Genomic DNA, 25418 nt, shown 5'->3' with positions numbered 1-25418 from the left:
GTGCGGGGCGGTCGGGTCAGTGCGGCCGGGTCAGTTCTGGAGCGTGACGTCGGTCTCGTCGAAGAACTGCTGGACCGCCTCGTCGACGCTCACCGCGCCGAGGCCGAGGCTGGTGCCGAGGTCGAGGAAGTTCGCCTCGATGGCGCCGTAGCCGGCGACCGGAGCGGCCGGGGCCTCGCCGAGACGGTCCTCGACGGAGTCGAGGTAGTCGGCGACCTGCTTGTCCGGGCCCTCGAGGTTCGCGCCGGCGAGCTGCTCGGAGGAGGCGGGGATGCCGAGGGTGGCGCCGAAGATCTCGCCGACCTCGGGGCTGTTGATCAGGAAGTCGAGGAACGTCGCGGCGGCCTCGGGGTGCTCGGTCGCCGAGGAGATCGCCTGCATCAGGCCGACCTTCTGGTAGAGGTCCTTGCTGCCCTCGTCCGCGGTCGGGGGAGCGGTCATCACGATCTCGGAGGCGCCGCTGTCGCCGATGTAGCCGCCGAGGAAGTTGCTCCAGCTCATCTCGCTGGTCGCGATGCCGGCGCCGAAGCCGGACTTGGGCAGCAGCTCCTGGAGGCGCGCGGCCGGAACGCCGGTGCTGGTGCGCATCTCGTCGCCCTGCTCCCAGAACGCGGCGAGGTCGTCCTCGGTGAAGCCGAGCTCGCCGTCCTCGGTGAACAGCTCCTTGCCCTCGGCGCGCAGCTGCAGCTCGAAGTTCTGGATGCGGCCGGTGTAGTCGGTGCCGCCGTAGACGGCGCCGCCGGTCTTCGCCGTGACGTCGGCGACGTAGGCCGCGTAGTCCTCCCAGCTGCCGCCGCCGGCGTAGGGCTCGACGCCGTTCGCGGCGAGGAGGTCCTGGTTCTGGAAGACCGCCCAGGCGCTGTAGCCGGTGGGGATCGCGTAGGTCGCGCCGTCGAGCTCGCCGGTGGCGAGCAGCTCCGGGGAGATGGTGCTCTCGTCGACCGCGCCGCCGAAGTACTCGGACAGGTCGCCGAGCAGGCCGTTGTCGCCGTACTGGCGGAGGTAGGTGTAGTCGAACTGCATCACGTCGGGGAGTCCGCCGCCGGCCGCCTCGGTCTGGCGCTTCTCCCAGTAGCCGGGGTAGTCGGTGAAGGTCGAGTTGATGGTGATGTTCGGGTGCTCGTCCTCGAACAGGGCGATCGCCTTGTCGTAGCGGGCGGCGCGGTCGTCGTTGCCCCAGAACGTGTAGTCGAGGGTGATCTCCTCGTCGGGGTCCAGGGTGGCGGAGGCCCCGGAGCCTCCACCGGAGCAGCCGGTCAGAGCGAGGGCGGCCACGGCCACGGCGGCCACCGCCGAGTAGCGCTTGCTGTGTGAGCGGAACATCGTCGTCCTTTCGAGAACATCATCGTTTCGAGCCCCGAACTGCAATGAAACGTTTCGGGAAAGCGTTTGCCCCAAAATACGTGCCGGGGTCTCGCCCGTCAAGCCGGTCTCGCGGCGGGGTCTCGACACGCCGTTCGCGGCGGCTACTCGACCGGCAGTGTGTCGGCGGCGCAGGACAGCGCGCCGTCGACGACGGTGAGCACGGCCGCGCGGACGTGCGAGCGGCGCAGCGCGGCGCTCGGCGGCATCGACGCGAGGTCGCTGCCGTCCCAGCCGGGGTGGGTGAAGTAGACGATCAGGGCGCGGTCCTCGTCGAGCGGGACGACGTCCGCGTGCCGGGCGACGATCGCCGCGCCGTCCAGCCGCTCCGGAGCGGTCAGGATCAGGCCCTCCCGCTCGTCCTGACGCCGCCAGTCGCCGACGCCGTCGGGGGAGTGGTGGACGGCCAGCCCGCGCCACTCGTCGGTGATCAGCCAGTACCGGCCGGCCAGCGGGAACACCTTCGGCCCCTCGTGCGCGCGCCCGCCGACGGCGACGCCCTCGAGCCGCCAGGACGCCGGGTCGCCGGGATCGTCGCTGACGGCGACGACGGTGCTGGAGTCGCGCCGCTCGTCCTTCGCCCAGAGCCGGTGGCGCCCGTCGCCGGTGCGCGCGACGGCGGCGTCGATCACCCGCTCGGAGCCGAGGTCGATCTCGCCGAGGAGCCGCCAGGTCTCGAGGTCGTCGCTCTCGAACTGCGCGATCGTCGCCCGCCCGGTCCAGTCGCCGGGGGTGCCGTCGATCCGGGTGAGGAACATCTGCCAGCGATCCCCGATCCGCACGACGTCGGGCGCCCAGAGTGTCGGCAGCTCGGCCGACAGCCCGGCGTCGAGGCCGGGGACGGTGCCGCGGTACTGCCAGGTCGCCCCGCCGTCGCTCGACACCGCGACGCCGATCGCGCTGCCGTGCACCCACTCGACCCCGGGCAGATCGAGGGTCGCGCGCCGCTGGGTGTAGAACAGGCGCCACTCGCCGCGGAGGGTGTCGGCGACCAGCACCGGGTCGGTCGGTCCGTCGAACACGGGATCGCAGTAGGGCACGGCGAAGGCGTCCTCGCGCAGGGGCATCGGCTCGGTCATCGGGATCCTCACGGGTCTGGCGCACCGGCTCGCCCGCGCGCATCGGTCGGCAGAACCCTAGCCAGGAAAACGCTTGCCCATGACCGCGCCGCCCGGGTAGCGTCGAGGGCGTCCCCGTCGGAGCGGTCGCTCCCGAAGGCGCTGCGGACCCCCGATCGGAGTCGACCGTCTCGTGAGAGAAGCCCGTCCCTCGCAGGCCCCGCTGCTGCTCGACCGCCGCCACCCCGGCCGCTCCGCCCTCGCGCTGCTCGGCCGCTACCGCCCGCGCGTGGTCGTCGCCGTGCTGTTCTTCGCGGTCAAGGACACCCCGCTCTGGCTGCTCCCGGTCGTCACCGGGGCGATCGTCGACGTCGTCGTCGCCGGCGGTCCGGAGTCGACGCTCTGGCTGTGGGCCGGCATCGCCCTGCTCGCGCTGCTGCAGAACTACCCGAACCACGTGATGTACACCCGGCTCTACATGAGCGCCGTGCGCCAGACCGGCACGGACCTCCGCAACGCGCTCGCCGCTCGGCTGCAGAACCTCTCGATCGGCTTCCACTCCCGCGCCAGCTCGTCGATCGTGCAGACCAAGGTCGTCCGCGACGTCGAGAACATCGAGACGATGTACCAGCAGGTCGGCCACCCGCTGCTCTCCGCGACGATGGTGGCGATCGGCGCTGTCGTGATGACCGCGATCGAGGTACCCGCGTTCCTCCCGGTCTACGCCTGCGCCATCCCGCTCGCGGTGCTGCTGCGCGCCTTCCTGGGCCGCCGCTCGCGCCGGAGCAACGAGCAGTTCCGCCGCGAGGTGGAGCACTTCTCGGCGCGCGTCGGCGAGATGGCGACGCTCATTCCGATCACCCGAGCGCACGGTCTCGAGCAGACCGCGGTCGCCCGGGTCGCGGCCGGCGCCGAGGGCGTCCGCTCGGCCGGCTACAGCCTCGACCTGCTGAACGGCCGCTTCGCCTCGCTCTCCTGGGTGAGCCTGCAGCTGCTCGGGATCGGCTGCCTGGTGCTCGCCGCCTGGGTCTCGATCAGCGGCTGGCTGCCGATCACGCCCGGCCAGGTCGTGCTCCTGAGCTCCTACTTCGCGCTGCTGACCGGCGCGATGACCAACCTGCTGATGCTGCTGCCCGTCATCGCCCGCGGCACCGAGTCGATCCGCTCGATCGGCGAGCTGCTGGAGGACCCGGACCTGGAGCAGAACGAGGGCAAGGCCCGCGCGGCCGAGGTGCGCGGGCGCATCCGGCTCGAGGACGTGACCTACCGCTACGGCGCGGGGAACGCTGAGGCCGAGAGCGGCGCCGACGTCGCGAGCACCGTCGGCGTCCGGAGCATCGACCTGGACATCGAGCCCGGCCGGACCGTCGCCTTCGTCGGCTCCTCCGGCTCCGGCAAGTCGACGATGCTCAACCTGGTGCTGGGCTTCCTCCGCCCGACCGGCGGCCGCATCCTGCTGGACGGCGTCGACGCCGAGACCCTCGACCTGCGCACCTGGCGCCGCTCCGTCTCCGTCGTGCCGCAGGACTCGGTGCTCTTCGAGGGCTCGATCCGCGACAACGTGGCCTACGGGCTGACCGGCGTCGGGGAGGAGCGGATCCTCGCCGCCCTCCGCGACGCGAACGCCCTGGAGTTCGTCCGCGAGCTGCCGGACGGACTCGACGCGGTCGTCGGCGAGCGCGGCGCCCGCCTCTCCGGCGGGCAGCGCCAGCGCATCGCCATCGCCCGCGCCCTGGTCCGCGACCCGCGGGTGCTCCTGCTCGACGAGGCGACCAGCGCGCTCGATCCGGAGTCGGAGGCGGCCGTCAAGGAGGCGCTGCTGCGGCTGATGCGCGGCCGCACCACGCTGGTCGTCGCGCACCGGCTGTCGACGATCCGCTCGGCCGACACGATCGTCGTGCTCGAGCGCGGGCGGATCGTCGAGACCGGCAGCCACGAGGAGCTGCTCGCGGCGGGCGGGCGCTACGCGACGCTGCACGCGGTGCAGGCGGGGCGCTGAGCCGGCACGCTTGATCCGAGGCTCAGCCCTGCGGCCGACCGACGCCGATCGACCAGGCGAGCGGCGGCGGCGTGCCGTTCAGCGCCCACTCGCCGACGATCCGCTGCTTGTAGATCACCGGATTGTGCGCGCCGACCGTGCGGGCGTTGCGCCAGTGCCGGTCGAGCGCCGCGGTGGTGGCGACGCCCGAGGAGCCGAGCGCGTCGAAGAGCAGGGTCGCCGCGCGCGGCACCGACTCGGTGAGCAGCACCTGCGCCCGGTACACCTCGGCGCCGGCCGCGGGCACCAGTGACGGATCCACTGCAGCCTCGCCGACAGCCTCCGCCGCGACCAGCACCGCGGCCCGGGCGCCGAACGCGATCGCCGAGATCGCACCGACCACCTCCTGGATCTGCGCGTCGTCCCGGCCGTGATCGGCCAGGCCGTGGCTGTAGACCCGCGAGCGGGTGCGGACGGCGGCCACGGCATCGCGCTCGACGGCGGCGGCGATGCCGGCCAGCACCGCGAGCAGCTCGAGCTGGAAGAACGGCGTCTGATGCGGCGCGCGCAGGACGGAGGCGAAGACGTGCTCCGGCTCGACGAGCGCCTCGGTGAAGACCGTGGTGCCGCTGCCCGAGAGCCGCTGGCCGAAGCCCGACCAGTCGTCGGTCGCGACCACGCCCGGCTGGTCGACGCGCACCACCACGGCGGTGTCCGCGCCGTCCTCGCGGCGCACGACGACGTCGGTCCAGTCGGCGAAGATCGTGCCGGTGGAGTAGTACTTGGTGCCGTTCACGACCAGCGCGTCGCCGCGGCGGGTGAGCGTGCTCTGCGTGACGCCGACCGCGGCCGTGCCGATCTCGCTCCAGGCGTTGCCGACCAGCTCGCCCGCCGCGAGCCGGCGCAGCCAGCCGTCGCGCGCCGGTGACGGCGGGAAGGACAGCTGGTCCTCGACGAAGGCGAAGTGACCGCGGAGCGCCTGGGCGACGTTCGAGTCCGCGGTCGCCAGCTCGATCAGCAGCGACGCGGTCTCGCGCAGCGAGAGCCCGCGGCCGCCGTGCTCGACCGGTACCCGCAGACCGCCGAAGCGGGCCGCGCGCAGTCGCGCGATCGGCTCGAAGGGCAGCTCGCGGTCGAGCTCGCGCTGGACGGCGCCCGCCGCGATCCCGTCGAAGACCGGGCGGAACACGGCTTGCGCCTCGGCCAGGCGCTCGGATCCCGTGCCGCTCATGTGTACAGGGAGAGCGGCTGGACGTCGCCGGTCAGGTAGTTCGCGCCGACCTCGAGCTTCTTGTAGTCGACGGGGTCGTGCAGCGAGTGGGTGCGGACGTTGCGCCAGTAGAGGTCGAGCCCGATCGAGCTCTTCGCGGAGGAGGAGCCGGTCGCCTCGTAGATCCGGGTCGTCACGTCGAGCGCGAGCGCGTCCGTCACGATCTTCACCTTCGCGATCTCGATCGCCTGGGCGGCGCGCGACTCGGCCGTCACCGCCGCGCCGCGGGCGACCTCGGCGTCGTGCAGCGCTCCGACGCGGTCAGCCAGTGCCTCCGCGGCCGCCGTGTGCGCGACCAGCTCGCCGTAGAGCCGACGCACGAAGGGATCCTGCGCGTAGGTCTCCACGCCGGAGAGGAACCAGGAGTTCTTCCGGCCGAGGGTCAGACCCCGGCCCTTCGCCAGCGCTCCCTGGGCGATGCCGAGGTAGAGGTTGCCGAAGCCGAGCTGGATCGACGGCGTGATCAGGGTCGCGAACGGCTCGTCGACCAGCGCGCCGAGGATCTCGGTCGCGTCCACCCGCACCCCGGTGAAGCGGACCGACCCGGAGGCGCTCTGCCGCTGGCCGAGGAAGTCCCAGTCGCCGAGCGGCTCGATGCCCGCGCGGTCGCGGGGGAGCACGAAGGTCAGCGTCTCGCCGGAGCGGTCGCCGCCGGAGATCACCGCGTTGACCAGCACGGCGTCGCCCGAGGAGACCCCGGTCGAGAAGCGCTTGAGCCCGTTCAGCTCGAAGCCGTCGCCGCGGGGCGTCAGCTCGAGGTCGGGGTCGACCGGATTCACCGAGTCGCCCCAGAGCCGGCGGCCCTCGATCGTCGCGCGGTAGAACCGCTCGCGCTCCGACTCCGGCGCCGAGAACGCGATGTTGGCGGAGTTGACGTAGTGGTACAGCAGGATCTGCGCGAGCGAGGCGTCCGCGGCGGCGAGGATCCGGATCACCCGGAACGCCGTGCTCCAGACCGCGCCGCCGCCGCCGTACTCGGCGGGGTCGAGCAGGTTCACGAGGCCCGAGGAGCGCAGCGGCTCGAGCTCGGTGGTCGGGTCGAGGTTGCCGCGGTCGCGCTCGAGGACGTCGGCCGCAAGGGTCTCGGCGACGCCGGCCGCGACGGCGTCCCAGTGCGCGTGCTCGGCGGCGGTGGCGACGCGGTCCCAGTGCGAGCGCGGGCGCTCGGGGCGGGACTCGGGGCTGGTCGGGGTAGTGGCGGTCGGGGCAGTGGCGGTCTGGGTCATCGGACGGGCTCCGGGTCGAGGGCGGGCAGAACGGAGAGGACGCTGTCGGGCAGTCCGTCGGCGGCGCTGGGCGAGCCGGTGTACGCGCCGCGGTAGGCGGCGGCGGGGTGCGAGTCCTTCACGCGGGCGCTGCCCGGGCCCTGGAGGTACTCGCGCAGGGTCGCGCCCTCGTACTCCTCCCAGACCCGGCCGCGCCGGCGCAGCTCGGGCACGGCGAGGTCGACGAAGTCCTCGAAGGTGCCGGGGGTGACCACGTAGGCGAGGTTGAAGCCGTCGATCCCGGCGACGTCGACCCAGCGCTCCAGCTCGTCCGCGACGGTGCTCGGCGAGCCGACGATCACCGGGCCGATGCCGCCGATGCCGAGGTACTCCGCGACGTCGTCCGGGGTCCAGGCGCGGTCGGGGTCCGCCTTCGTGAAGATCGAGAGCGCGCTGCGCACCGCATCGGTGTCGACGTAGTCGAGCGGCACGTCCGCCGGGAACTGCGAGAGGTCGAGCCCCGCCCAGCCGCCGTAGAACGCGAGCGCGCCCTCGCGGGACGAGTAGCTCTTGAAGTCGGCGTACTTGGCCTGCGCCTCGGCGTCCGTCTCGGCGACGATCACGGTCGCGAGGATCAGGATCTTCGGGTCGGTGCGCGCGCGGCCGTGCTTCTCCGCGGCGTCGCGGATGGCGTCGGTGGTCCGCCGGGTCAGCTCCGGTCGGATCGCGTTGATGAAGACGGCCTCGCCGTGCTTCGCCGAGAAGTCGATGCCGCGCGGCGAGGCCCCCGCCTGGAAGATCACCGGCGTCCGCTGCGGCGACGGCTCGGAGAGGTGGATGCCCGGCACGCGGTAGTGGGTGCCGGAGTGGCCGATCGGGTGCACCTTCCGCGGATCGGTGAAGACGCCGCGCTCGCGGTCGCGCAGCACCGCGCCCTCCTCCCAGGAGCCCTCCCAGAGCTTGTAGCTCACGTCGAGGAACTCCTCGGCGATGTCGTAGCGCTCGTCGTGCGGAATCTGGCGCTCGAGGCCGAGGTTCTGCGCGGCACTGTCGAGGTAGGAGGTGACGACGTTCCAGCCGATCCGCCCCTTGGTCAGGTGGTCGAGCGTGGAGAGCCGGCGCGCGAGGGCGTACGGCTGCTCGTAGGTGGGCGAGATGGTGACGCCGAAGCCGAGGTGCTTCGTGGCGGCGGCCATCGCGGGGATCTGCAGCAGCGGGTCGTTGACGGGGACCTGCGCGGAGTCGATCAGCGCGGGGCCGACGGAGCCGCGGTAGACGTCGTAGACGCCGAGCACGTCGGCGAGGAAGAGCGCGTCGAAGGTGCCGCGCTCGAGCGTCCTCGCGAGGTCGATCCAGTACTCGAGGTCGTTGTAGCGGTCGGCCTGCGAGTCGGGGTGCCGCCAGAGGCCGGGCGCCTGGTGTCCGACACAGGTCATGTCGAAGGCGTTGAGGACGATGCGGGACGCCATGGGACTCCGTTCGGTTCGGGGCTGGTGCGCTTCGGACCCTAGGAGGGACGGCCGACACCGCGTCGGCGCGGGCGCAACCCGGCGTAACGAACGGCCGCCGTGTTGCGCCGTGTGACGCCGCGTTGCGGTGCGTGACCGGCGGACGTGACGCGCCGCCGCGGCCCCGCCACGATGGCCAGCAGCGCCGCCCGCTCCTCCGCGGGACCGGCGCCCCTCAGCATCCGTCTCCTCCCGAAGCAGGCCCTCCCATGCGATTCCGCTCCCTCACCTCCGCGGTGGCGCTCCTCGCCGCCGCGACGCTGGTCCTCACCGGCTGCTCGCTCAAGGAGGAGTCCTCCGGCGCGAACGCCGCGAACGCCGCCGCCGCCGAGGCGACCACCGCCGCGGCCTCGACCGCCGACGTCCCGAGCCTCGAGGGCAAGACGGTCGGCGTCGCGGCGAAGGACATCGTCCACGACTTCTCGCGCATCGTGTACCAGTCGGTGCAGGACCGTGTGGAGGCGCTCGGCGGCACCGTCGTCGCCACCCAGGCCGAGGCCAAGGACGACAAGCACGTCTCGGACATCGAGAACCTCGTCGCTCAGAAGCCCGACGCGATCATCGTGATCCTCGGCGACGCGACGACCCTCGCACCGGCGCTGAAGGAGGTGCACGACGCGGGTATCCCGCTGTTCACGATCGACAACGTGTCCGAGTACTCCGAGAACAACGTCACCAGCGACAACTGGCAGATCGGCTCGACCCTCGCCCGCACCATCGCCGAGGACATCGGCGGCTCCGGGCAGATCCTGGTCTTCAACGGCTTCCCGGGCGTCGCGCCCTGCCGCATCCGCTACAACGAGCTCAAGCTCGTCCTCGAGGACTACCCGGACATCTCGATCCTCCAGCCCGAGCTGCAGGACAAGTACGAGGGCACGATCGAGGACGCGAAGCAGCAGATCGGCGACGCGCTCTCGCGCTACCCGAAGGGCGAGATCTCGGCGATCTGGTCCTGCTGGGACACCCCGCAGATCGGCGCCGCGCAGGCCGTCGACGCGGCGGGCCGCGACGAGATCAAGATCTACGGCGTCGACGCCGACCAGGGCGCGCTCGACCTGATCGCCGACCCCGACTCCTCCTACACCGCGACCGTCGCGCAGCAGAACCTCGCCATCGGCGCCGGCTCGGCCGACAACGTGGCCCGCTTCCTCGGCGGCGAGGCGGACGCGGTCACGCCGACCACCTACTTCGCCCCGGTGCTCATCGACAAGGCGAACATCGCCGAGAAGACCGCGGAGCTGGGTCTCGGTGGCTAGTCCCGCGGCTGTCCAGCCGCCCGCGCTCGAGATGGCGGGGATCTCCAAGTCCTTCGCCGGCGTGCCGGTGCTGCGCGACGTCGGTCTCACCGTCGGCCGCGGCGAGGTCGTCGCCCTGGTGGGCGAGAACGGCGCGGGCAAGTCCACGCTGATCAAGATCCTCACCGGCCTGTACTCGGCCGACGCGGGCTCGATCGCGATCGACGGGGAGCCGGTGGCGATCACCGCCCCGCGCGACGCCGAGCGGGCGGGCATCCGGGTCGTGCACCAGGACCGGCACCTCGCCGGCCGCCTGACCGTGGCGGAGCAGCTCTACCTCGGCCACGAGCGGCTGCGCCGCCGGGGCACCTCGGCCGAGGCCGTGCTCGCCGAGCTGGTCGGCCTCGTCGTCCGCGGCGGCACCCTCGTCGACGACCTCACCGTCGCCGAGCAGCAGCAGCTGCAGATCGCCCGGGCGCTGCTGGTCGAGCCGCGGATCCTGGTGCTCGACGAGCCGACCGCGCCGCTGGCCGCCGAGGAGGTGGCGGCGCTGTTCGCCTCGATCCGCCGGCTGCAGGCGCGCGGCGTCGCCGTGATCTACATCTCGCACTACCTCCAGGAGGTGCAGCGCGTCGCGAGCCGCGTGGTCGTGCTGCGGAACGGCGCGAACGTCGGCGGGCTCGACCTGATCGACGGCGACGCCGAGCAGGGCGCGCGGATCGTCGAGCTGATGCTCGGCCGCGACGTGGAGGAGTTCGCGCTCCGCTCCGACCGCGTGATCGCCGCTGACGTCCCGCCGCTGCTCGAGCTCGAGGCGCTGACCGTTCCCGGCGCGCTCGACGCCCTCGACCTGGTGGTCCGCCCGGGCGAGATCGTCGGCGTCACCGGCCTCGTCGGCTCCGGGGTCGACGTGCTCGCGGACGCCGTGGTCGGCCTCTCCCGCCGCAGCGGCCGGGTGCGCGTGGCCGGCACCGCCACCTCCTCCGCCCGGGCCTTCGTCGCCGCGGGCGGCGGCTACGTGCCGAGCGACCGGCGCCGTGACGGCGTCCTCCTCGCGCACACCGTCCGGGAGAACCTCTCGATCGCCTCGCTCGGGCGGATCAGCCTGGGCGGCCTGCTGCCCAGCCGCCGTCGCGACCGGGCGCTCGCGCTCGAGCAGATCGCCGCGCTCGACGTGCGCCCCGCCGATCCGGAGGCCGTGGTCGGGACGCTCTCCGGCGGCAACCAGCAGAAGGTCGCCGTGGGGAAGTGGCTGGCCGCCGGCTCGCGGGTGCTCGTCCTCGATCAGCCCACGGCGGGCGTCGACATCGGCAGCCGCGCCGCGGTTTACGCGCTGGTCGACCGGCTCGTCGACGAGGGCGCCGGCATCCTCCTCGTCTCGCTCGATCTCGAGGAGCTCGTCGGCCTCGCCGACCGCGTTCTCGTGCTGCACCGCGGCGCCGTGCGCGCCGAGCTGCCCCGGAGCGAGCTGAGCGTCGACCGCGTGCTCGCGATCGCCTCCGGCGCCGTCGCCCCCGAAGCACTGGAGAGTGCCCGATGACCCTCACCACCGCGCCCACCGAGAAGGCGTCCCCGGCGGAGGTGCCCGCCGCGCCGCGCGCCCGCCGCCCCGGCATCGGCGCGCTCGCCCTGATCGGCTACCTCGTCGTCGTCCTCGAGATCGCGGTGTTCAGCGCCGCCTCGCCCGTCTTCGCCACCGGCGGCAACGTCTCGACGATCCTGATCCAGGCCGTGGTTCCCGCGATCGCCGGCTTCGGCCTCGCGATCGTGGTGATCACCGGCGGCGACGACGTCGTCCGCGGCGGCATCGACCTCGCCTCCGGTCCGATCGTCGGGCTCTCCGGCGTCGTCGCCGCCGTCGCCCTGACAGCGGGCTTCGGGGCGCTGCCCGCCGTGCTGCTCGCCCTGCTCGTCTCGGTCGGCTTCGGCGCGATCAGCGGCACCGCCGTCGTGCTCGGCCTCCGCCCGCTGCTCGCCACGCTCGCCGTCTCCGGGATCGTCGGCTCCGTCGTCTTCCTCGCCACCGACAACGTCAAGGTGCCGGTCGCGGATCCGCTCTTCGACTGGCTGCGCGGCGGCAGCGTCCTCGGCCTCCCGGCACCGGTCGCGGTGCTCGCCGTCGTCACGGTGGCGACCGCCCTCGCCGTCGGCCGGACCTCCTGGGGCACCCGCAGCTACGCCGTCGGCCAGAACCCGACCGCGGCGAGCGTCGCGGGCGTCTCCGTCTGGCGCCACGTCCTCACCAGCTACCTGCTCTCCGGGCTCCTCGCCGGCATCGCCGGGCTACTGCTCGCCGCGCGCCTCGCGGCCGCCGTGCCCGGGATCGGCAACCAGATCCTGCTCGACATCATCGTCACCGCCTATCTCTCGGTCGTGTTCTCCCGCCGCTTCGTCGTCACCATCGGCGGCACGCTGCTCGCCGCCGTCTTCGTGGCCGCGCTCGGCAACGGCTTCACCCTGATCGGCGTCGACAGCCAGTGGGTCGGCGCGATCAAGGGACTGCTCATCCTGCTCGTCCTCGGCCTCGCGGCCCTCCGCGAGAGAGGGGTCCGCTCGTGACCGCCGTCGCCCTGCCCGTGTCCGAGTCCCGCCGGGCCCTCGCCGTCCGCCTGCTCGCACCCGCCGCGGTCGTGCTCCTGCTCGCCGTCTTCGGCGCGAGCGTGCCCGGCTACTTCGCGCCGACCAACCTGCTCAACGTCGCGAGCGCCGGGGCGCTGCTGCTGATCGCGGCCTGCGCGATGACGCTCGTCGTCCGAGCCGGCGGCATCGACCTCTCGATCGGCATCGCGATCGACCTCGCGGCCCTCGGAGCCACCGCGCTGATCGCCGACGGCTACGTGACCTGGTTCGCGGTGCTGATCGGCCTCGGCTTCGGGACGCTGGCGGGCGTGGTCAACGCGGTGCTGGTGATCGTGCTGAGGATCCGCGCCTTCCTCGCGACCCTGTCGGTCTGGTTCATCGGCACCAGCGCCCAGCAGCTGCTCACCGGCGGTGGCGCGCCGATCTACCTGCGCCGCCAGACGACGCCCGACGCCTTCGCCGCCTGGGGCAACGCGACCGTGCTCGGCGTCGGCGTCCCGGTGCTGCTGGCGATCGCGGTCGCCGTCGCGGTCTGGCTGCTGCTGGACCGCACCCGCTGGGGCCGCGTGCTCACCGCGGCGGGGGAGCAGCCCGGAGCCACCCGCATCGCCGGCCGCCGCGTCGGGATCTCGCTCGCCTCCGCGTTCGTCGTCGCGGCGCTGATCGGAGCGCTGGCCGGCATCGCGCTCGCCTCGCGCAGCTACGGCTACTCGCCGGCGAGCGGCCAGCTCTACGTGCTCGACGCGATCGGCGCGGTCTTCATCGGCGCGACGCTCTCGGCACACGGGCGGCCGAACGTGCTCGGCACCGTGCTCGGAGTCCTGATCTTCGGCCTGATCAACAACGGCCTCGTGCTGCTCGGCGTCTCCTTCTACTGGCAGGGCCTCGTCCGCGGCTCGGTGCTGCTGCTGCTCCTGCTCGCGACCGCGCTGCTCCGCCGCGAGTCGATCGCGCCACCGCTGCGGACGCTGCTGACGTCGCGGCGGTGACAGGGGGGCCTCACGCGCCACCCCGCTCCGACTCACGTCTCCACCTCTGCGCGCATGCTGCTTCCGAGTGGTGCCGGGGATGCGCTTCGACCCGCACCCGCCTCCTCCGGGGCACCACCCGACCGTCGGCCTCCTCTCCGCCGCGGCGGACGCCGTGACGGTGATCGGCGAGACGTACCAGCAGCCGCCCATGACCCGGCTCCGGCATGCCCGGCGCTCGAGGTCACCGTTCGGCCGAGCACGGCCGTCCGGAGGCGTCGACGCGCCTCCGGACGGCCGCGTCGCTCAGCGCGTCAGCGTGATGCTGTCGAGCTCCGCGAACCCGGAGCCGCCGGCGAAGAAGGGGGACCCCTTCGCGAGCCGGATCACGTTGAAGCCCGCCTTCAGATCGACCTGCCGCGAGACGGAGGAGCCGAAGGCGCCCCACGATCCCGTCGACGGGTAGGAGACGGTGCTGAAGGCGCTGCCGTTGACGGCGAGGCCCTGGGTCGAGGTGCTCGCTCCGCCGTTGGCGTAGCGGATCCCGAGCCCGTAGCTGCCGGCGGTCGGCACCTCGACGACGAAGTCGACGAAGCTGTCGCTGCGGGCGTTCGACGAGCCGTCGATCCGGCCGACGTAGCCGCCGTTCGAGGCCGAGCCGGAGGAGAGCAGCGCGGCGTTCACGACGGTCGCGTTCTCCGCCTCGTAGACCTGCTGGTAGCTCGTCGTCGGACCTGCTGCCGGGGTGACGACGAGCTGGTAGGCGCCGAGGTAGTCCTGGCTCGTCACGGGGACGGTGACGGTCCCATTGGTGATCGGCAGGGTCTGCGTCGACACCGTGGTGGGCGCGTCGACGTTGGTCATGCGGCCCGACCGGGGCGTGTAGTTCAGGACCACCTTGGCCGAGGTCCCGAATCCGGAGAGGCCCTTCACCTGCACCTGGTTGTCGCCGAAGGTGCCGCCGAAGGCCGCATTCACGATCTTTCGGCTGGAGTCGTAGGACGCGAAGCCGTCCAGGTCGCCGGACGGCGTGACGGCGAGCATGTTCCCGGCCATCTCGCCATACCACTTGTAGAGCCAGTAGGAGCCGGTCGGCCGGTTGTTCCAGACCAGGCCGCCGACGGTGCCGGACTCGTACCAGTAGGCGCGCTCGGCGTCGTGGATCCCGGTGCGCTCGAACTGGGCGATGAAGTGCGCGGCCACGCTCGGCGTGTCGATCTGGCTCGGCGAGCCGTACTCGTTGATGGAGATCGGCCGCGGCGAGATGCCGAGATCGCGCTCGATCGAGCGGTAGTCGGCGACGTGCTCGTCGATGTCGTTGTAGATCCCGTCATCGAGCTCGTGCCAGACGACGACGTCGGGCAGAGTGCCGTCGGCCTTCGCCCGCGCCATGAACGAGCGCATCAGGTCGGGGTAGTAGCGGCTGTAGCTAGGCCCCACGATCGGGGTGATCGTGTCCTGGAGCTTCACCTGCCGGTAGGTGCGGGTCCAGCCGTCGAGGTAGGGGCCGGCCTTCGCCGTGTCCCAGGTCCCGTCGGGCTCGTTCCACAGCTCCCAGCCGTTGATGTTCGTGGTGGCGGTGGCGTCGAGACGGGCCTTCACCATCGTGTCGATCTTCTGCGTCCAGTCCGCCCAGCTGATCCAGCGGTACGGGAAGTCGGGGTACACGTCGGGCATCCGCGCGTAGGACTGCGCTCCGTCCCGGGTGAAGGTGCCGGCCACCTTCAGCACGTCGCCGGTCGGCGTCGTCGCTCCGTTGCCGAGCTGGCCGACTCCGGGGGCCGGCTGCGTGTGCTGCTTGAGGCGCAGCGGCGTCAGCAGGCCCGGTGCCGGGTCGTTCGGCGTGGCCAGCGCGTACAGGCCGCCGGCGCCGACCCGCGTGACGGGTCCGATCGACGTGCCCGCATCGACGACGAGCGTGTTGCCCGCGGCGGACGCGGGCAGTGTCGGGGCGACGAGCGTCGCGGCGAGTGCGGCCGCTGCCGCCAGACCGAAAAGCTTGCGAAATCTACTCACAGAGAGCTCCTTTGCAGTGTGAATCGCACCCAAGGAAGCCGTCTTCGCTGGCCTCCGGGTGGTGAGATCGACCGTAGCCAGCCCGGGGAGTTAAAGAAAGTAGTTTCGGTGTTTCGGTCGCCGCGAGGCTGTGACCCCTGCTCGCGAAGCGCGCGCGGGCGAGCCGGTGCCCTCCGACCCGAACGGAGGGCACCGGTGCTCGAGCGGGCGCCGGGCCCTGCGTCGAGCCGTCGCCGGCGGATCTCCCCGGCCCCTGCGGGAGCGATGCCGTCCGGCCCCCGGACGCGCTCCTCGCGCTGGGCGACGAGGCCGGTCCGGAGCTCCGGTCACCGGCGCGGAGCGCGGTGGACCCCTTCTTCGCCGGGCCCGCACGCGCGCACGTCATCGGCGGGGGATGCAGATGTTCTCGGTAGCACTTTTCTGCACTCGGGACACTAATGTCGTCCCCCGCCGGTGTCAACGAGTGCGACAGGGGTACGCGGACGTCCTCGCTTCCCGGCCATCCGTCGTCGAGAGCACGGTCCCTGCGAGATCGCGCACAGCCCGCACTCGGGCGGTCAGCCGGCGGCGTCGCGCGAGACGCGCAGCTCCCGGCTGATCGCGCGCAGTCCGGTCTCGAGGGCTTCGAGCTCCTCGAGCGAGAGGCGGGAGAGCACGTCCTCTCCGAGCTCCGGGCGCGCGGCCATCAGCTCGCGGACGACGGCCCGGCCGAGGTCGGTGGCGTGGATGCGGCGGACGCGCTGATCGGCCCGGTCGGTCTCGCGGACGACCAGGCCGCTCGCGACGAGGCGGTCGATGAGCTTCGACATCGACGGCATCGAGACGCCGAAGCTCTGCGCGAGGCCCGCGCCGGTCGCGCCCTCCTCGGTCGTGACGATCACCGAGAGCGCTTTGAGCTGCTGGATGGTGAGGTCGGTGGTCAGCAGCGGCGCGAGCACGCGGGGGATCGACCGGATCGTGATCGCGATCGAGAGACGCTCGATGTCCGAGAGGGCGCGGGCGCGGGGATCCATGGAACCACCGTAGGACTGGGCGGATCCCCAGCTCGATCACTTAGTTCGAAGCTAACCTTCTGGGAGAGCAAGAAACCGATCCGGAGTCGTGTCGGCGCCCGCGGGGGAGTCCCGCCGTCGCCCCGTCCCGGGGTCCGTCGTCGCGCCGGCGCGCGTGACGAGAGCGAGCCCGCATGACCGACAGCACCCTGACCTCCGACGCCCTCACCCCCGACGACGAGCGCCGCCTCGAGGCCGCCCGCGAGAGGTACCGCGCCGAGCGCGACCGCCGGGCCCGCCCCGACGCCGCGACGCAGTACCGGCGCGCGGCGGGGGAGTTCGGCTACTACGCGAAGGACCCGTACACGGAGCGCGTCGAGCGCGAGCCGGTGACCGACCGGGTCGAGGCGCTCGTGATCGGCGCCGGCTTCGGCGGTCTGCTGACCGCGTCGCGGCTGCGTGAGGCGGGGGTCGAGTCGCTGCGCCTGATGGACGAGGCGGGCGACGTCGGCGGCACCTGGTACTGGAACCGCTACCCGGGCGTGCGCTGCGACATCGAGTCGTCGGTCTACCTCCCGCTGCTGGAGGAGGTCGGCACGATCCCGTCCGAGCGCTACGCACCGGGGGAGGAGATCCGCCGGCACGCCGTCGCGATCGCTGAGCACTACGGCCTCTACCGCGACACGCTCTTCCAGACCCGCGCCACCGCGCTCACCTGGGACGAGGACGCGGAGGAGTGGCTCGTCGAGACCGACCGCGGCGACGCCTTCCGCGCCCGCTTCGTCGTCACCTCCTCCGGCACCCTCACCCAGCCCAAGCTGCCCGGCATCCCCGGCATCGAGACCTTCCGAGGCCACACCTTCCACACCTCGCGCTGGGACTACGGCTACACCGGCGGCACCCCGGACGGCGGGCTGACCGGCCTCGCCGACAAGCGCGTGGCCGTCGTCGGCACCGGAGCGACCGGACTGCAGGTGATCCCGCACGTCGGCGAGGACGCCCGCGAGCTGATCGTCTTCCAGCGCACGCCGTCCACGGTCGACGTCCGCGACAACCGGCCGACGGACCCGGAGTGGGTCGCGTCGCTGCGCCCGGGCTGGCAGCGCGAGCGGATGGAGAACTTCCTCGCCGTCCTCGCCGGCGAGAGCGTCGACGAGTCGCTGGTGCAGGACGGCTGGACCAAGACCGTCCAGCTGCAGCGCCAGATCCTCTCCGGCGCCGTCGACACCTCGCTCCCGCCGGAGGAGCGCGAGCTCCGCGACGAGCTCGCCGACCTCGACACCATGGACCGGCTCCGCGCCCGCGTCGACGCCACCGTCGAGGACCCCGCCACCGCGGCGGCGCTCAAGCCCTGGTACCGCTACATGTGCAAGCGCCCCGGCTTCAGCGACACCTACCTGCCCACCTTAAACCGCCCGAACGTCCGCCTCGTCGACACGGCCGACACGGGCGGCATCACGCGGATGACCGAGACCGAGGTCGTCGTCGGCGACACCGCCTTCGAGGTCGACTGCGTGATCTTCGCCACCGGCTTCGAGGTCGGCATCTCCGGTGTGATGTCCGGCACGCTCCCCGTCGTCGGCCGCGACGGCCGGACGCTGCTCGAGGCGTGGGCCCGCGGCCCGCGCACCCTGCACGGCTTCTCGACGCACGGCTTCCCGAACCTCTTCCACCTCAGCGGCATCCAGAACGCCAACTCCGTCAACTTCGCGCACATCCTGCTCGAGCAGGCCGAGCACATCGCCGCCGTCATCGCCCGCGGCCGCGAAGTCGGCGCCCGCTACCTCGAGCCCACAGCCGAGGCGGAGGAGGCGTGGGTGCGCACCGTGCACGAGACCGCCCTCGACACCCGCACATTCCAGGCCGAGTGCACACCCGGCTACTACAACGGCGAGGGCACCCGCTCCATCGGCGGCGCCAGCTACAGCCCCGGACCGATCGCCTTCCACCGCCTGCTCCGCGCCTGGCGCGACGAGGGCATGGACGACGTCCTCGTCGGCGCGAGCGTCGGAGCCTCGCGATGAGGCGGCGCGCGATCGCCGTCCCGGTCCTGCTCGCCGGAGCCCTCGCGGGCTGCACCGACGCGGGCGAACCCGCAGCCGCACCCGCGTCGGCGACTCCGTCGGTCGTCACGGCCGAGCGGGTGCTGCAGGTGACGGAGGTGCACGAGACGACCGGCATGACCCTGCTCGAGGGCCCGACCTTCGGCCCCGACGGCAGCCTCTACGTCGTCGACGTCACCGCCCCGCCCGGCGCCGGCAAGGTGCTCCGGATCGATCTGGAGGAGGAGAGCGTCGAGCCCGTCTGGACCGACGACGCCTCCGCGCTCACCTCCGCGCAGTTCCACCCCGGAGACGGCCGGCTCTACGTCACCGACTTCCTCAGCGGGTCGGTGCGGAGCATGACCGCCGAGGGCGAGGACGTCCGCGACGTCGTCACCGGCCCGGTCGACGGCGTCGCGATGCAGCCGGACGACATCGCCTTCGGCGAGGACGGCGCCCTCTACGTCACCGACGCCGCCGGCGCCCAGGACCCGTACTGGGAGGCGTCGGGCCGCGTCGTGCGCGTCGACCCGGCGACCGGAGCGGCGACCGTGCTGGCGAGCGAGCTGCCGTCCCCGAACGGCATCGCCTTCTCGCCCGGCCACGGCGAGCTGTGGGTGAGCTTGAACACCGGCAACCGCATCGACCGGATGACCCTCGCCGAGGGCGGCGCCGAGATCGCGACCGCGTTCCCCGCGATCCACGCCTCGCCCGGGATCGGCCAGGTCGACTCGATCGCGGTCGACGCCGACGGCAACCTCTACGTCGGCGTGCACAGCCGACCGGAGATCCTGGTCTACGACACCTCCGGCGCGCTCCTGCAGACCGTCTCGGTGCCGGCGGACGAGTCCACCGGACTGAGCTCTGCGACGAACATCGCGATCGAGCCCGGAGCGACGCGGGCCTACGCGACGATCAGCGGCGCCGACGGCGGCTTCGTCTACGAGTTCCCGGCACTGGCGGCGGGCGTCCCGCAGTGAGCACGCGACCGCGCCCCGGACGTGGAGCCCGGGGCGCGGTCGCTGCCGCCGCTTCTCAGATCGTCTGGCCGGCGTCGGCGAGCAGGGTGCTGCCGGTCATGATCGAGGCGAGATCGCTCGCGGCGAAGAGGACGACGCGCGCGATGTCGTCAGGAGTGCCGATCCGGCCGATCAGACTGCTCGTCATCACGGGCATGTCCGGTGCCGGGCCGTCGCCGAGCGCCGCGGCTCCCGCGGCCGCGGCGGCCAGGTTGCCCTCGGTGGGGACGAAGGTGGGCGCGACGCCGAGCACGCGGATCCCCAGCGGGGCGAACTCGAGCGCCATCTGCTTCGTCATGCCCCGGACCGCGTGCTTGGACCCGACGTAGGCAGCGAGTCCCGGCGCGGTGCCGCGGAAGCCGGCGGTCGAGACGATGTTGACGATCACGCCGCCGTCGGTCATCCGGCGGGCGGCCTCCCGGGAGCCGTGGAAGACGCCGCGGGTGTTCACCGCGAAGACCTGCTCCCAGGTCTCGTCGGACATCTGCGTCACCGGGACGGCCGGGAAGATCCCGGCGTTGTTGACCCAGATGTCGATGCCGCCGAGCTCGGCCTCGACGTGGGCGGCCGCCTCGGCGACGGAGTCGGAGTCGGTCACGTCCATCCGCACCCCGAGGGCGCGCGAGCCGGGCAGCCCCGCGGCCGCGGCCTCGGCCCGGCCCAGGTCGAGGTCGGCGACCGCGACGGCGGCTCCGGCCTCGGCGAGCCGGGCGGCGATCGCCCGGCCGAGCCCCTGGGCGCCGCCGGTGACGACCGCGCGGCGGCCGGTCAGATCGAGCAGCTGCGCGACGGGGACGGCGGTCGCGTCGATGAACGCGGCGCTCATCGGGCGACCTCCGCGCCGAGCGCGTTCTGCGACGCGACCCGGCCGAGCCAGGCGAGGCTGGGCTTGGGCGAGCGGACGAAGGTCTCGCGGTCGACGGCGATCAGGCCGAAGGTGGGCTCCCAGTGGCCCCACTCGAAGTTGTCCAGGAGCGACCAGTGCAGGTAGCCGCGCACGTCGACGCCGTCGTCGATCGTGTCGGCGAGACCCTGCAGCGCCTCCTCGGTGTAGCGGATCCGCTGGCTGTCGTCCGCGGTCGCGATGCCGTTCTCGGTGACCAGGACGGGGACGCCCTGCGTCACCTCCCAGGCGTGGCGCACCGCCATCGCGAGCGCGTCGGGGCGGTAGGCGGTGCCGACGAGGGTGTTGTCGGGGTGCGGCGGGTGCGGGACGAGACCGCGCGCGTCCACCTCCTGGCTGGAGTAGGCCTGCACGCCGACGAAGTCGTCGCCGCGGCTGCCCTCCCAGTAGACGTCCTCCTTGCCGAGGCGGATCTCGAGCAGCTTCTCCTCGCCGCCGGGGGCGGCGGTCAGTGCGCCGGCGGCGATGGTCCAGCCGACCTTGGCCGAGGTGCGCTCGCGCACGATCGCGCGGGCGGCGTGGTGGATGCGGGTGAACATCCGGCCGAGCTCGGGGTCGGCGTAGGTGAGGAAGTCGCCGTGGGACGTCTTCTCTCCGCCTCCGTCGTCGGTGGCCTCGACGGTCGGGCTCTGCCACTCGCCGCTGCCCGCCTCACTGAGGCGACGCATCGCCGTCATGATGGCGGCCTGCATGTTCGGCTCGTTCATGGTCACGACCCACTCGACGCCGTCGAGGATCGTCGTCGCCTCCGTGACGAACCGCTCGAACAGCGTCGAGGCGTCCTCGGCGGTCCAGCCGCCGTTCTCGGCGAACCACTGGGGAGTGGTGAAGTGCTGCAACGTGACGACGGGGGTGACGCCGCGCTCGAAGCAGAACTCGATCATCCGGCGGTAGTGGGCGAGCTCGGCCCGGGAGAAGTGCCCGCGCACGGGCTCGATCCGCGACCACTCGAGGCTGAAGCGGTAGGCGGTGAGGCCGGCGTCCGCGAGCAGCGCGATGTCCTCGCGGTAGCGGTGGTAGCTGTCGCAGGCGTCCCCGGAGAGCTCCATGCCGGGCATCAGCTGCTCGCGGGCCCACCAGTCGCTGTTCGTGTTGTTGCCCTCGATCTGGTGGCCGGCGGTGGCGGAGCCCCAGAGGAAGCCGGTCGGGAAAGCGGTCATGATCGTCCTTCGGTCTGCGCCGTCGCGAGCGCGGCGTCGTGGTCGGGTGCGTCGTGGTGGGGTGCGGAGGAGGTGGTGGGCAGCGGCCGCGCGGCGCGGGTCGCACCCGGGGCCAGCGGGAGTTCGTGCCCGTCGGGGAAGAGCAGCCGTCCGGTGGTGCTCTCCGGCAGGTCGACGTCGACGACGAGGTCGTCGCCCTCGCGGCGCCACTCGACGCGGAGGGTGCCCCGCGGCGACTCGTGGGTTCCGCGGGCCCAGTCGAGGTCCGGGCCGGGGACGGGCGCGACGACGACGGAGCGCCAGCCGGTCGAGTCCTCGTCCTGGCGCAGCCCGAGCAGGTGGCTGTGCAGGAAGCGGACGACCGCGCCCTTGCTGTAGTGGTTGAGCGACTCGTGGGCCTGGCCCGCGTCGTCGATCCCCTCCCAGTCCTCCCAGACCGTGGTGGCGCCGCGGTCGAGCATGTGCAGCCAGGACGGCGCGGTGCGCCGGCGCAGCAGGGAGTAGGCGACGTCGGCGCGGCCCGCCTCGGTCAGCACCGGCAGCAGGTCGCCGGTGGAGAGGAAGCCGGTGCCGAGGTGGTCGTCTGCGGCGTGGACGAGGTCGACGAGTCGATCGGCGGCCGCGGCCCGCAGGTGCTCGGGGACGAGTCCGAAGGACAGCGCGTGGACGTAGGAGGCCTGCGAGTCGACGGAGGTGATCCCGTCCTCGCGGAGGTAGGCGGCCCGCCAGGCGTCGCGGATGCGCTCGGCCAGCGCGGCGTAGCGATCGGCGTCGGCGGTGCGGCCGAGCAGACCGGCGATCCGGGCGAGGGTCGCCGTCGAGCGGTGCAGGTAGGCGGTGCCCACCTCGCCCTTGTCGGCGGTGAACCAGGCCATCGGGTCGGCCTGCACCGGGTCGATCGGCCGGCCGTCGGCGTCGTGCTCGCGCGGCTCGATCCACTCGCCCCAGTGGAAGGTGCCGTCCCAGAGGAACTCCTCGAACCACTCCGGCTCGGGGGAGCGCTGCACCCGGACGTGGTGGCGCTTGGTGCGCGCCTGCTCCAGCGCCCACTCCACCCAGCGGATCATCGCCGCGACGTTCTCCTCGAGGACCAGCCGGTCGCCGGAGTCGCGGTACAGCTCCCAGGGCACGGCGACGATGGCGTCGCCCCAGCCGGCGGAGCCGGTCATCTGCGCGAACTGCTGGTCGACGTGGTGCTTGATGCGGCGGCCGTCGGGAGAGAAGTTCGTGATCCGGCCGTCGTCGAGCTGGTCGTCGCGGACGGAGCGCAGCCACTTGCGGGTGAAGCCGTGCACGTCGAAGAGGCGCGTCGCCGTGGACACGAACACCTGGTAGTCCCCGGACCAGGCGAGCCGCTCGCGGGTCGGGCAGTCGGTCGGCACGTCCACGGCGTTGCCGCGGAAGCTCCACTCGGCGATCTCGTGCAGGCGGACCAGGTCGGGGTCGCTGCACGCGAAGGTGCCGGCGCTGTCCAGATCGGTGTGCACGATGCGCATCGAGACGGTCGAGGGGTCGAACGGAGCGCCGTGGCGGGTGATCCGCGCGTATTGGAAGCCGTGCACGGTGTGCCGCGGCTCGAAGGCCTCGGCAGTCGCTCCGGCGACGACCTCGTCGCGCTGGACGAACAGCGTGGCCGGCTCGCCGGGGCGGTGGGAGTCGAGGTGCGCCGTGGAGAGGTCGCCGTCCGGGCCGCAGTGCTCCCCGAACTCGAGGACGGTCCGGGTGCCCTCGGGGCCGAGCTCCTCGAGCCGGAGCCGGCCGGAGGCGTTCTGCCCGAAGTCGAGCACCCAGACTCCCGGGCGGACCTCGCGGGCGCCGACCGGCCCTCGGGCCTCGATCACGCGGACCGGCGGAGCGGGCGACCACTCGATCGCCGGGGCGTCGACGACATCGACCAGGACGGGCCGCGCCGGCGCCTCGGCCGCGGTGAGGTCGAGGGTCTGGCCGTCCATGAGACCGGCGCCGGTGATCCGGGAGGGTGCGCTCGTCCAGGAGTCGCCGGTGCCGATGACGCGGTGGCTGCCGTCGACGAGCTCGAGGTGCAGCTCGGCGCGGAAGCCGAGGGTCGTGCCCCATTCGGCGGGGACCCGGAAGGCGCCGACCTCGCCGCGGTACCAGCCGTCGGAGAGCTCGACCTCGACGCGGTTCGCGCCGGCGCGCAGTACGTCGGTCACGTCGGCCGCCTGCGCATGCAGGGTGCGGTCGTAGGAAGTGGAGCCGGGGGAGAGCTCCACGGCGCCGACGCGGCTGCCGTTGATCGTCGCGGTGTACAGGCCCAGCGCCGTCGAGTAGAGACGCGCGCTGCGGACCTCCTGCTCGAGCTCGATGTCGACCACGAGCAGGTGCGCGGGCCGCCGGCCGGCGGGGCCGTCCGCGTCCTCGTCGTCGGCCGCGGGCGGGGCGGGAGAGATCCACGACGCGGTCCAGTCCTCGGCGAGCAGGCCCACCTCGAAGGCGGCCCAGCGCGACCACGCCGCGCCCGGCCGCTCCGCGCGGACCCGCCACTCGACCCGGCTCCGGCTGGGGAGGGCGGCCCAGGGCCACTCGACGAAGGTCGACGCGGTGGCGTGGGCGACGGGCAGCAGCCGATCGTCGACGACGGCGTCGATCTCGTAGCGCTCGGCGGCACCGCCGACGGGCACCTTCCAGGAGAGTCGGGGCGAGCCGGTCGTGGTGGGCACGCGGTCTCCGCCGCTGTCGACCGTCAGGGCGAAGGGAGCGGATGGGACCTGCTCGACGTGGGCGCTCATCGGACCGCCTTGACCTTGGCCGCGATCATCAGACCGCCGATCAGCGCGAAGGACGCGCCGACCAGGTAGAGCAGGGTGTAGTTCTTCTCGGCGCCGATCGCGCCGATGCTGATGATCGCCGCCGCGATCAGTGGAGCGACAGCGCTCGGGATCTTCTGGGCGAAGGCGACGACGGCCATGTAGCGGCCGGCCTCGCTCCGGTCGGGGAGGATCGCGAAGATGATCGCCTGGTCGACGGTCGCGAAAATGGCGATCGCCAGCTGCATGAGCACCGCGCCGATGATCAGCTGGGGCAGCGACCACGCGAACGCCTCCGTGACGGCGCCGCCGACGAAGACGACGGCCGAGATCGCGACGAAGAGCCGGCGGCGCTTCAGCCGGTCGGAGAGGAAGCCGCCGAGCAGCGCCCCGCCGGTCGCGGCGACGACGCCGAGCATGCCGATGCTGGCCACGACTCCGGCGACCTCGCGGACGGGCAGGTCGAGCCGCTGCGCGTAGAAGAAGGTGCCGAACGTGGTGTTGAAGTAGAGGCCGATGAAGAAGACGAAGCGGCCGAGCCAGTTCCAGGAGAAGTCGGGGTAGCGGCGGACGTCGAAGCCGTAGCTGCGCACCACGGAGCCGAGGGTGACGGTCGCACCGGCGGGAAGGGACTTCGAGCTGCCCTCCGGCTTGACGAAGGGGAACACCGCGATCAGGATCGCGCCGATCAGGCCGGGGATCGCGAAGACGAGGAGCGTGCTCGAGGACACGGCGTAGGCGATGCCGATGCCGAGGATGGGGGCGACCTGGTTCATCAGGTTGGTCAGCGCCGAGACCTTCCCGCGCTGCGAGTCGGGCAGCTTGTCCGCCTGCAGCGTCTGCACGGCGGCCCCGGAGATCGACCAGCCGGCCATGCCGAGGACCCAGCCGCAGCCGACCAGGAGCAGGTTCGGCGCGAAGCCCATCAGCAGGAGGCCGGTGAGGCCGATGCCCGCACCGAGGAAGAGGAACGGCGTGCGGCGGCCCCAGCGCGAGCGGGTCCGGTCGCTCCACAGCCCGACGAGCGGGCTGATCAGCAGGTAGACGACCTGCGCGATGCCGGTGATGACGCCGAGCAGCTGCTCCTGCCCGGGCGCGAGCTCCGAGATCCGCAGTGCGATGCCGTAGGAGAGCGGCACCATCATCGCCATCGAGCCGCCGAAGCTGGCGAGCATCAGCCAGAGGATGTAGCTGCGGCTGACCGGCATCTGCGCCTCGGCCGCAGCGGGGCTCACCAGGTCGATCGGTGGCACCGCCCCGGGCTCGGCGGCCGGAGCGGCGGGGGAGGTCCCAGCGCCGGCGGGGACGTGGACTTCGGGATCGTGCGTGGTCACCGAGACTCCTTCATCAGGT

Annotated in this window: 18 protein-coding genes; 7 read left to right on the top strand and 11 right to left on the bottom strand. The window is 72.7% G+C overall.

Annotated elements, in window-relative coordinates; genetic code table 11:
- Positions 1-30: 30 nt before the first annotated feature.
- Both MT350_RS06455 and MT350_RS06450 read right to left on the bottom strand, forming a co-directional pair.
- Positions 31-1323, bottom strand: coding sequence for an ABC transporter substrate-binding protein (locus MT350_RS06455; protein WP_243600235.1), 1293 nt, complete (start codon positions 1321-1323; stop codon positions 31-33).
- 143 nt (positions 1324-1466) lie between these two features.
- Positions 1467-2441: a glycoside hydrolase gene (locus MT350_RS06450; protein WP_243615567.1), complete on the bottom strand. Its 975-nt coding sequence runs from the start codon at positions 2439-2441 to the stop codon at positions 1467-1469.
- A gap of 172 nt (positions 2442-2613) precedes the next feature.
- Between MT350_RS06450 and MT350_RS06445 the strand changes: the two genes are divergently transcribed.
- On the top strand, positions 2614-4419 hold the full coding sequence (locus MT350_RS06445) for an ABC transporter ATP-binding protein (protein WP_243615566.1): 1806 nt from the start codon (positions 2614-2616) through the stop codon (positions 4417-4419).
- 22 nt (positions 4420-4441) lie between these two features.
- On the opposite strand, the gene MT350_RS06440 is transcribed toward MT350_RS06445, so the two are convergent.
- From MT350_RS06440 to MT350_RS06430, 3 genes are read right to left on the bottom strand one after another with little or no spacing between them, the layout of a single operon-like run.
- Entirely contained in the window at positions 4442-5629 is a 1188-nt protein-coding gene (locus MT350_RS06440) for an acyl-CoA dehydrogenase family protein (protein WP_243615565.1), read from the bottom strand.
- Entirely contained in the window at positions 5626-6894 is a 1269-nt protein-coding gene (locus tag MT350_RS06435) for an acyl-CoA dehydrogenase family protein (protein WP_243615564.1), read from the bottom strand. Before MT350_RS06435 ends, MT350_RS06440 begins: the two co-directional genes overlap by 4 nt.
- Entirely contained in the window at positions 6891-8342 is a 1452-nt protein-coding gene (locus tag MT350_RS06430; protein ID WP_243615563.1) for an LLM class flavin-dependent oxidoreductase, read from the bottom strand. Before MT350_RS06430 ends, MT350_RS06435 begins: the two co-directional genes overlap by 4 nt.
- Before the next feature lie 248 nt (positions 8343-8590).
- Between MT350_RS06430 and MT350_RS06425 the strand changes: the two genes are divergently transcribed.
- From MT350_RS06425 to MT350_RS06410, 4 genes are read left to right on the top strand one after another with little or no spacing between them, the layout of a single operon-like run.
- The gene (locus tag MT350_RS06425) at positions 8591-9637 is read left to right on the top strand and encodes a sugar ABC transporter substrate-binding protein (RefSeq protein ID WP_243615562.1); all 1047 of its coding nucleotides are present in this window, start codon (positions 8591-8593) and stop codon (positions 9635-9637) included.
- Positions 9630-11156: a sugar ABC transporter ATP-binding protein gene (locus MT350_RS06420; protein WP_243600230.1), complete on the top strand. Its 1527-nt coding sequence runs from the start codon at positions 9630-9632 to the stop codon at positions 11154-11156. The genes MT350_RS06425 and MT350_RS06420 overlap by 8 nt, the downstream gene beginning before the upstream one ends.
- Positions 11153-12175 carry an ABC transporter permease gene (locus tag MT350_RS06415; protein ID WP_243615561.1) on the top strand — a complete coding sequence of 341 codons (1023 nt, stop codon included), beginning with the start codon at positions 11153-11155 and terminating at the stop codon, positions 12173-12175. The genes MT350_RS06420 and MT350_RS06415 overlap by 4 nt, the downstream gene beginning before the upstream one ends.
- A complete protein-coding gene (locus MT350_RS06410) occupies positions 12172-13185 on the top strand; it encodes an ABC transporter permease (RefSeq protein ID WP_243600228.1) in 1014 nt (337 codons plus the stop codon). The genes MT350_RS06415 and MT350_RS06410 overlap by 4 nt, the downstream gene beginning before the upstream one ends.
- Before the next feature lie 285 nt (positions 13186-13470).
- Here MT350_RS06410 and MT350_RS20405 read toward each other — a convergent pair whose 3' ends face one another.
- Together MT350_RS20405 and MT350_RS06400 are read right to left on the bottom strand one after the other, a co-directional pair.
- Positions 13471-15180, bottom strand: coding sequence for a CBM35 domain-containing protein (locus MT350_RS20405; RefSeq protein WP_243600227.1), 1710 nt, complete (start codon positions 15178-15180; stop codon positions 13471-13473).
- A gap of 557 nt (positions 15181-15737) precedes the next feature.
- A complete protein-coding gene (locus MT350_RS06400) occupies positions 15738-16193 on the bottom strand; it encodes a MarR family transcriptional regulator (RefSeq protein ID WP_243600226.1) in 456 nt (151 codons plus the stop codon).
- 173 nt (positions 16194-16366) lie between these two features.
- Between MT350_RS06400 and MT350_RS06395 the strand changes: the two genes are divergently transcribed.
- Positions 16367-18196: an NAD(P)/FAD-dependent oxidoreductase gene (locus tag MT350_RS06395; RefSeq protein WP_243615560.1), complete on the top strand. Its 1830-nt coding sequence runs from the start codon at positions 16367-16369 to the stop codon at positions 18194-18196.
- On the top strand, positions 18193-19194 hold the full coding sequence (locus MT350_RS06390) for an SMP-30/gluconolactonase/LRE family protein (protein WP_243615559.1): 1002 nt from the start codon (positions 18193-18195) through the stop codon (positions 19192-19194). The genes MT350_RS06395 and MT350_RS06390 overlap by 4 nt, the downstream gene beginning before the upstream one ends.
- A 55-nt stretch (positions 19195-19249) precedes the next feature.
- Here the strand turns inward: MT350_RS06390 and MT350_RS06385 are convergent, their stop codons facing one another.
- From MT350_RS06385 to MT350_RS06370, 4 genes are read right to left on the bottom strand one after another with little or no spacing between them, the layout of a single operon-like run.
- A complete protein-coding gene (locus MT350_RS06385; protein WP_243600223.1) occupies positions 19250-20059 on the bottom strand; it encodes an SDR family NAD(P)-dependent oxidoreductase in 810 nt (269 codons plus the stop codon).
- On the bottom strand, positions 20056-21297 hold the full coding sequence (locus MT350_RS06380; RefSeq protein ID WP_243615558.1) for a glycoside hydrolase family 1 protein: 1242 nt from the start codon (positions 21295-21297) through the stop codon (positions 20056-20058). The genes MT350_RS06385 and MT350_RS06380 overlap by 4 nt, the downstream gene beginning before the upstream one ends.
- Positions 21294-24047: an alpha-L-rhamnosidase gene (locus MT350_RS06375; protein ID WP_243615557.1), complete on the bottom strand. Its 2754-nt coding sequence runs from the start codon at positions 24045-24047 to the stop codon at positions 21294-21296. The genes MT350_RS06380 and MT350_RS06375 overlap by 4 nt, the downstream gene beginning before the upstream one ends.
- Positions 24044-25399, bottom strand: a complete 1356-nt coding sequence (locus tag MT350_RS06370) for an MFS transporter (RefSeq protein ID WP_243615556.1) — start codon at positions 25397-25399, stop codon at positions 24044-24046. Before MT350_RS06370 ends, MT350_RS06375 begins: the two co-directional genes overlap by 4 nt.
- Positions 25400-25418 lie beyond the last annotated feature (19 nt).

This window comes from Rathayibacter sp. VKM Ac-2928 (assembly GCF_022815545.1).
GTDB lineage: Bacteria > Actinomycetota > Actinomycetes > Actinomycetales > Microbacteriaceae > Rathayibacter > Rathayibacter festucae.
This window is presented reverse-complemented; position numbering and strand designations above follow the sequence as displayed.